Source organism: Bartonella sp. MR168JLCBS (genome assembly GCF_042194175.1).
Window position 1 is genome coordinate 91,327 of record NZ_JBHIMP010000007.1, and the last position, 8,306, is coordinate 99,632.

Consider the following 8,306-nt stretch of genomic DNA (forward strand, 5'->3'; position numbering starts at 1 on the left):
ATAACCTTAATAAGGTTATTGAAACTCTTAAAGCAATCAGAGCGCAGTCTTTTTCTACTGCGCTCCTTGAATTATTATTCTGCTGTATCAGACAATGCCCGCTGTGCAATAAATTCGCGCGCATCATCAAGCTCCACATTAAGAGCAAGTGAGCGCATTTCTTTTACCAACACATTAAAGCTTTCGGGTATACCCGCCTCAAATGTATCATCACCACGCACAATTGCCTCATAGACTTTCGTTCGACCAGCCACATCATCTGATTTTACTGTTAGCATCTCCTGCAAAGTATATGCAGCACCATAAGCTTCAAGTGCCCAAACCTCCATTTCACCAAAACGCTGACCACCAAACTGTGCCTTACCTCCTAATGGCTGCTGCGTAACAAGTGAATAGGGACCAATAGAACGTGCATGAATCTTATCATCAACAAGGTGATGCAATTTCAACATGTAAATATATCCTACCGTTACTGGACGATCAAAAGGCTCTCCAGTACGACCATCATAAAGCGTAACCTGCCCTGAACTATCTAAGCCTGCGTCCTCCAGCATCATGTTAATATCAGACTCATGTGCTCCATCAAAAACAGGCGTTGCAATTGAAACCCCTTTCTTCATCTGTAATGCCAATTTGTAAAGGCTTTCATTATCATACTGACGGACTGGTTCATTTTGATTATCATCAGGCATAAGATTTTCAATACGCTGACGCAACGGCAATATATCCCCAGTCTCTTGATACAATTCTAACAAATCACCAATCTTCTTGCCCATCCCCGCACATGCCCAACCAAGATGCGTCTCAAGAATTTGTCCAACATTCATACGACTAGGCACACCAAGCGGATTCAAGACGATATCAGCATGAGTCCCATCTTCAAGAAATGGCATATCTTCTACGGGAAGAATACGTGAAACAACACCCTTATTCCCGTGACGTCCTGCCATCTTATCACCTGGTTGGATTTTGCGCTTCACAGCCACAAAAACCTTCACCATTTTCATGACACCAGGAGGCATTTCATCACCTCTTTGGACCTTTTCAACTTTATCCATAAAGCGACGTTGTAATGCTTCTTTTGATTCATCATATTGCTTGCGCAAAGCTTCAATTTCATTTTGAAGCTTTTCATCCTCAACAGCAAATTGCCACCACTGGGATCGTGGATAATGCCCCATTACTGTACTATCAAGCTTTTTGCTGCCCGAAAAGCCTTTCGGACCTTCTACAGCAACTTTACCTGTCAACATATCAGTAAGGCGCGCATAAACATTGCGATCAAGAATAGACTGCTCATCATCACGGTCTTTTGCTAAACGCTCAATTTCTTCACGCTCAATTGCCATCGCACGTTCATCTTTTTCCACGCCATGGCGATTAAAAACGCGAACTTCAACAACAGTACCAAAAGTTCCAGGAGGCATACGCATAGAAGTATCACGAACATCGGATGCCTTTTCCCCAAAAATTGCACGCAGAAGCTTTTCTTCCGGCGTCATGGGACTTTCACCTTTTGGGGTAATCTTTCCAACTAAAATATCACCTGGTTGAACTTCAGCACCAATATAAATAATGCCAGCTTCATCAAGATTTCTTAACGCTTCTTCCGCAACATTAGGAATGTCGCGCGTAATTTCCTCAGGCCCAAGTTTTGTATCGCGTGCTGCAACTTCAAATTCCTCAATATGAATTGAAGTAAAAACATCATCAGCAACAATGCGCTCGGATAACAAAATAGAATCTTCATAATTGTATCCATTCCAAGGCATAAAGGCTACGAGAACATTCCGCCCAAGAGCTAAATCACCAAGATCCGTGGATGGACCATCTGCAATGATATCACCTTTCTCTACCCTATCACCGACATGTACAAGAGGACGCTGATTAATACAAGTGGACTGATTAGAACGCTGAAATTTCTGTAGGCGGTAAATATCAACGCCTGATTTTGAAGGATCTAAATCTTCTGTTGCACGGATAACAATACGGGTAGCATCGACTTGATCAACAACACCACTACGTTTTGCACTCACAGCAGCTCCTGAATCGCGCGCAACAATGGCTTCCATTCCCGTCCCAACAAATGGCGCTTCAGCACGTACAAGAGGAACTGCCTGACGCTGCATGTTCGATCCCATAAGCGCACGATTCGCATCATCATTTTCCAAAAAAGGAATAAGCGCTGCTGCAACTGAAACCAACTGTTTTGGTGAAACATCCATCAAATCAACATGATCACGCGGCGCCATTAAAACTTCACCAGCATGACGGCAAACAACAAACTCTTCTGTAAAACGACCTTCACTATCTAATGACGAATTAGCTTGAGCGACATAATGCTTTGCTTCTTCCATCGCTGAAAGATAAATAACTTCTTTTGTGACTTTTCCATCAACAATTTTTCGATATGGGCTTTCAATAAAGCCATATTTGTTAACTCGCGCAAATGTTGCTAAGGAGTTAATCAGACCAATATTGGGGCCTTCTGGTGTTTCAATGGGACAAATACGACCATAATGCGTAGGATGTACGTCACGGACTTCAAAACCCGCACGTTCACGAGTCAAACCACCTGGACCAAGAGCAGAAAGACGGCGCTTATGGGTAATCTCCGACAATGGATTAGTTTGATCCATAAACTGCGACAATTGCGAAGACCCAAAAAACTCACGAACTGCTGCTGCAGCAGGCTTTGCATTGATCAAATCCTGTGGCATAACTGTATCAATTTCAACCGATGACATACGCTCTTTTATCGCACGCTCCATACGAAGAAGACCAATGCGATATTGATTTTCCATTAACTCCCCAACGGAACGAACGCGACGGTTGCCAAGATTATCAATATCATCAATTTCGCCACGACCATCACGCAATTCAACCAACATCTTAACAACAGCGAGAATATCCTCTTGGCGTAAAATGCGAACTGTATCTGGACAATCAAGATCCATACGCAAATTCATCTTAACACGCCCAACGGCTGAAAGATCATAACGCTCTGGATCAAAAAACAATGAATGGAACATTGCTTCTGCTGTATCGATTGTTGGGGGCTCACCTGGACGCATCACTCGGTAAATATCAAATAACGCATCCTGCCGACTTTCATTTTTATCCACCTTTAAAGTATTGCGGATATAAGCGCCAATATTCATGTGATCAATATCAAGGATATTGATTTGATCAGCACTAACATCAAGCAAAACTTTTAATACTTTTTCGTCAATTTCATCACCAGCTTCAAGGTAAATTTCACCTGTTTCGTAATTGACGATATCTTCGGCTAGATAACAACCTAATAAATCATCTTCACTAACTTTAACCGCTTTAAGTCCTTTTTCTGCCAAAGACTTCGCAGTACGAACTGTTAATTTTTTACCAGCCTCCGCGACGACTTCACCACTATCTGCATCTATAAGGTCAGAAATGAGCTTCATTCCTTTAAAGCGATCAACAGAATAAGGAACTCGCCATCCTTCTCCATCACGCTCATAAGGCACTTTATCATAAAACGTCGATAAAATATCTGACGCATCCATACCCAGTGCCATCAAAAGACTAGTAACAGGAATCTTGCGCCGTCGATCAATACGTGCATAAATGATGTCCTTAGCATCAAACTCAATATCAAGCCAAGAACCACGATACGGAATAACACGAGCAGCAAAAAGAAGCTTTCCTGATGAATGGGACTTTCCTTTATCATGGTCAAAAAAGACACCAGGAGAACGATGCATCTGCGAAACAATAACACGTTCCGTACCATTAACAATAAAGGTACCATTCGTCGTCATTAAAGGCATATCGCCCATATAAACGCCTTGCTCTTTAATGTCTTTGATATCTTTGGAGCCAGTATCCTCATCAACATCAAAAACAATCAAACGTAATATGACCTTTAATGGGGCAGCATAAGTTAAATCACGTTGACGGCACTCCTCAACATCAAATTTCGGTAAATCAAATTCATAACCAACAAACTCAAGCATAGCTGTACCGGAAAAATCTGAAATAGGAAAAACCGATTTAAAAACAGCTTGCAAACCTTCATCTGGTCGTCCACCTTTCGGTTCCTCAACCATGAGAAACTGATCGTATGACGCTTTTTGAACCTCAATAAGATTCGGCATTTCTGCTACTTCAGGAATCTTACCAAAAAATTTGCGTACGCGCTTACGACCATTGAATTGAGACATCATTGCGTGAGTCTGAGCCATCGTCGCTCCTTGATCTTTACTCTTCAAGGTAGACCAACCTTGAAAGCCTTATATCATTAACCTGCATATGCAGACCAGTTCACTTGATACTCAATATTGAGCATCTTTAACTTTCCCCATCAACATAAGCCATTTATCTTTTTGACTCTATGATGAAGGGACGGATAGTGCAAACCTATCCCATTATTGTTACGAAACCGTTGGGAAAAGGTTTTTTTACTCATTATTTTTCCTCTTTGTATTAAGAGAAAGAAAATCGGCGAACATAAATGCCCGCCGATAAAATTAAATTTACTTAAGTTCTACTTTAGCACCAGCAGCTTCAAGTTGAGATTTAATTTTTTCTGCTTCTTCTTTAGAAGCACCCTCTTTAATAGGCTTAGGTGCCCCTTCAACCAGATCTTTAGCTTCTTTAAGACCAAGTCCAGTAAGAGCACGAACTTCCTTAATAACATTAATTTTTTGCGCGCCACCTTCAACAAGAATAACATCAAATTCTGTTTTTTCTTCAGCAGCTGGAGCAGCAGCACCAGCAACAGCAGCGACAGCTACAGGAGCAGCAGCCGAAACTCCCCACTTCTCTTCAAGTAACTTAGAAAGCTCAGCGGCTTCCAAAAGGGTTAGATTAGAAAGGTCTTCTACGATCTTCTCTAGATCAGCCATTTTTAAATTCCTTCAATTAAAAGATTTGAACCATTATTAAATCTTATCCAAAAAAACAGAAAAGCATTAAAGCCCTTCCATAAACGTGAATACAAACAGCCTTAAGCCGCCTTATCCTTCTGGGCATATGCTCCAATGACACGTGCAACCTGACCAGCAGGAGCATTAACAACCTGTGCAATACGGGTCGCAGGGGTAGAAATCATACCCACAAGTTTTGCACGCAACTCGTTTAATGAAGGCAATGAAGCCAATGACTTCACAGCATCTACAGTTAAACTTGTTGCACCCATTGAACCGCCAAGGATGACAAATTTGTCATTGCTTTTCGCAAAATCAACAGCAACTTTCGGTGCTGTGATTGGATCTTCTGAATAAGCAATAAGTGTTTGTCCAGTAAACAAACCCACTATCGATTCAGATTCCGTGCCCTGAAGAGCGATTTTAGCAAGACGGTTTTTGGCGACTTTAACGGCACCGCCAGCTTCACCCATTTTCGAACGTAGATCATTCATCTGTGAAACTGTCAGACCGGAATAATGTGCAACAACAACAGAACCAGACTTTCGAAAAGCCTCGTTAAGCCATGTAACAAATTCGCGTTTCTCCGCTCTATTCACTGTCTCTCTCCATTTAACAGATTTGCTTAAAACAAACCTGTTGGTTACCTTTGATAACATAAAATACTTCATGTCACCGATGAGGATCCTGTCCCCTTTTTCACGCATAACGATCAAAGGCAACCTTGGCTCAAACCCTTTAAGTCTTTTAACTCTCAGTTTTTACCCCAGTCTCATGCAGGTTTTTTTGATTAAGATACTTAAAAGCATCACCTACAATCTCGGACAGGATATTCCGGAATTTCTTCCGGTATAACCTAAGCCCTATAAAGCTTAGATAGCTAAATGCTGATCAAAACCAGCATTTTAAATACAATTTTGATATTCACATACCCCAAAATAAAATTATAAATCAGCTTACACTAGCTCTGAACGAACCGTTGCTGGATCAACTTTAACACCAATTCCCATAGTCGAAGAAACAGCAACGCGCTTAATATACTCACCTTTTGCACCTTGCGGTTTGGCTTTAATAACTGCACTTGCAAAGGCCTTTATATTTTCTACGATTTTTTCAACACCAAAAGAAGCCTTACCAATACCAGCATGCACAATACCAGCTTTTTCCACACGAAACTCAACAGCACCACCTTTAGAAGCTTTGACAGCACCGGCAACATCAAGTGTTACAGTACCAACTTTCGGATTCGGCATCAAACTCCGCGGACCAAGAATCTTACCAAGACGACCAACAAGAGGCATCATGTCTGGTGTTGCAATACAACGATCGAAGTCTATAGTCCCTCCATTAATGCTTTCAAACAAATCTTCAGCCCCTACAATATCAGCTCCTGCCGCCTTAGCTTCCTCAGCCTTATCCCCACGAGCAAAAACGGCAACACGAATATTTCTTCCTGTTCCATTAGGCAAATGAGCAACTCCTCGAACCATTTGATCAGCATGACGAGGATCAACACCCAAGTTCATTGAAATTTCGATTGTTTCATCAAACTTAGCAACTGCACGCTCCTTAACCATTGAAACGGCATCTTTTAAAGCGTAAAGTTCATTAAAATCAATATCTTTTCGGATATTTTTTATTCTTTTTGCTACTTTTGCCATAATATTAGCCCACCACTTCCAAGCCCATCGAGCGAGCAGAACCTTCAACCATACGCATTGCTGCCTCAATGTCATTCGCATTAAGATCTTTCATTTTTGATTCCGCAATCGAACGAATTTTATCGCGAGAAATGCTTCCTACAGACACTTTACCAGGCTCTTTTGAACCAGATTTCAGGTTTGCTTCCTTCTTTAAAAAGAATGATACAGGAGGCGTCTTGAGAGAAAATGTGAAAGACTTATCTTGGTAATACGTAATAACAACTGGAATCGGTGCCCCCTTTTCCATTTCTTGTGTAGCTGCATTAAACGCCTTACAAAATTCCATGATATTAATACCGCGTTGCCCAAGAGCTGGACCAATCGGTGGAGATGGAGTAGCAGCTCCTGCAGGAACCTGCAACTTAAGCTGACCTATACTTTTTTTTGCCATAACAATCTGCCTTTAATTTCACTGGTATACTGACAATTTATCTTGCCCATTACCCGCCGCAGTCACGTGGTTCGGATCATTAAGCCGACAAAAGCCATAAATCACCTCCCACTCCTTCCTTAAAGTAATTAAAACTACTCTAAGTTTAATCAGAGTTTTTCAACCTGACCAAATTCCAAATCAACAGGCGTAGGACGCCCAAAAATAAGCACTTCAACCTTAAGACGAGAGCGCTCTTCTTCAACCTCTTGAACAATTCCATTAAACGAAACAAAAGGACCATCAGCAACACGAACCTGCTCTCCAACCTCAAACAATACAGAAGACTTTGGAGACTCAACCCTTTCTTGAACTTGTTTGAGAATTTGCTCAACCTCTCGATCAGAAATGGGAACAGGACGCGAATCCGATCCTAAAAAACCTGTCACTTTAGGCGTATTCTTAATAAGATGATAAACTTCATCTGTTAACTCAGCACGAACAAGAACATAACCAGGAAAAAATTTCCGCTCAGCATCAACTTTACGTCCACGACGAACCTCTACAACACGCTCTGTTGGAACAAAAATCTTTTCAAAAAGATGATCAAGTCCTTTTTGCTTTGCTTCCTTATCAATAGCTTCCGCTACTTTCTTTTCAAAATTTGAATATGCCTGAACAATATACCAACGAGCTGCCACAGTCACACTTCCTTACATTCTCAACTAAAAAGATATTTCAGAAGATCAATAACCCGCCAAACACCAAAATTCATAACCTGATCCACAATAAAAAAGAAAGCTGAAGCCAACGCAGTTACCAACAAAACCATAACAGTAGAAATAACCGTCTCACGACGTGTAGGCCATTTCACTTTAATTGTTTCTGCATAAACCTGCTTCAAAAAGGTAATCGGATTGGTTTTAGATGCCATCGTCACACTATACTCTCTCTAGCCCTATTGTGTTTTATACAAAAAAATAAACAGAAAGAAATGCAAAAGCCAACTTTCAGACTTATGCAATTTCCTCACTTCTTATTCAATACCGTTTCATACACAAAAAAACAAGCCCTATATCAAAAAAAGCGAAAAAGGCAGCAAAATCCACTCCCTTATATGTAAAATTCTATTCCCCTTTGGCAGGGGCAGCAGGACTTGAACCCGCGACCTGCGGTTTTGGAGACCGCCGCTCTACCAACTGAGCTATACCCCTAACTCTCAAAACTAAAACACTTTTAACATCCCTTTAACAAGCATTATTTATTCAATGATCTTAGAGACGATACCGGCACCAACAGTACGACCACCTTCACGAATAGCAAAAC

At 41.2% G+C, this 8,306-nt stretch carries 7 protein-coding genes, 1 tRNA gene and 1 pseudogene; all 9 read right to left on the bottom strand.

The annotated features are described in order from the left end of the window. Positions 1-74: 74 nt before the first annotated feature. Positions 75-4,223 (bottom strand): DNA-directed RNA polymerase subunit beta, encoded by a 4,149-nt coding sequence (gene rpoB / locus ACFIK8_RS06085; RefSeq protein ID WP_375636245.1) that lies wholly within the window; start codon positions 4,221-4,223, stop codon positions 75-77. Positions 4,224-4,514: 291 nt separating this feature from the next. Further along, the gene (gene rplL, locus ACFIK8_RS06090; protein WP_012755028.1) at positions 4,515-4,886 is read right to left on the bottom strand and encodes a 50S ribosomal protein L7/L12; all 372 of its coding nucleotides are present in this window, start codon (positions 4,884-4,886) and stop codon (positions 4,515-4,517) included. A gap of 101 nt (positions 4,887-4,987) precedes the next feature. Beyond that, positions 4,988-5,506, bottom strand: a complete 519-nt coding sequence (rplJ, locus tag ACFIK8_RS06095) for a 50S ribosomal protein L10 (protein WP_375636243.1) — start codon at positions 5,504-5,506, stop codon at positions 4,988-4,990. A 357-nt stretch (positions 5,507-5,863) separates the two neighbouring features. Continuing rightward, complete coding sequence (gene rplA, locus ACFIK8_RS06100; protein ID WP_375636241.1) at positions 5,864-6,568, bottom strand: 50S ribosomal protein L1; 705 nt, start codon at positions 6,566-6,568, stop codon at positions 5,864-5,866. A gap of 4 nt (positions 6,569-6,572) precedes the next feature. Then, entirely contained in the window at positions 6,573-7,001 is a 429-nt protein-coding gene (rplK, locus tag ACFIK8_RS06105; RefSeq protein WP_273723157.1) for a 50S ribosomal protein L11, read from the bottom strand. A 149-nt stretch (positions 7,002-7,150) separates the two neighbouring features. Further along, a complete protein-coding gene (gene nusG / locus ACFIK8_RS06110; RefSeq protein ID WP_375647382.1) occupies positions 7,151-7,681 on the bottom strand; it encodes a transcription termination/antitermination protein NusG in 531 nt (176 codons plus the stop codon). A 20-nt stretch (positions 7,682-7,701) separates the two neighbouring features. Next, complete coding sequence (gene secE, locus ACFIK8_RS06115) at positions 7,702-7,914, bottom strand: preprotein translocase subunit SecE (RefSeq protein WP_375636240.1); 213 nt, start codon at positions 7,912-7,914, stop codon at positions 7,702-7,704. A 204-nt stretch (positions 7,915-8,118) separates the two neighbouring features. Then, positions 8,119-8,194, bottom strand: a tRNA-Trp gene (locus ACFIK8_RS06120). A gap of 47 nt (positions 8,195-8,241) precedes the next feature. Continuing rightward, positions 8,242-8,306: pseudogene (locus ACFIK8_RS06125) on the bottom strand (elongation factor Tu); the annotation flags it as partial.

Coding starts and splice junctions, on each gene's coding strand:
- rpoB (WP_375636245.1), bottom strand. CDS start 4,223: ATGGCTCAGACTCACGCAATGATGTCTCAATTCAATGGTCGTAAGCGC.
- rplL (WP_012755028.1), bottom strand. CDS start 4,886: ATGGCTGATCTAGAGAAGATCGTAGAAGACCTTTCTAATCTAACCCTT.
- rplK (WP_273723157.1), bottom strand. CDS start 7,001: ATGGCAAAAAAAAGTATAGGTCAGCTTAAGTTGCAGGTTCCTGCAGGA.
- secE (WP_375636240.1), bottom strand. CDS start 7,914: ATGGCATCTAAAACCAATCCGATTACCTTTTTGAAGCAGGTTTATGCA.
- rplA (WP_375636241.1), bottom strand. CDS start 6,568: ATGGCAAAAGTAGCAAAAAGAATAAAAAATATCCGAAAAGATATTGAT.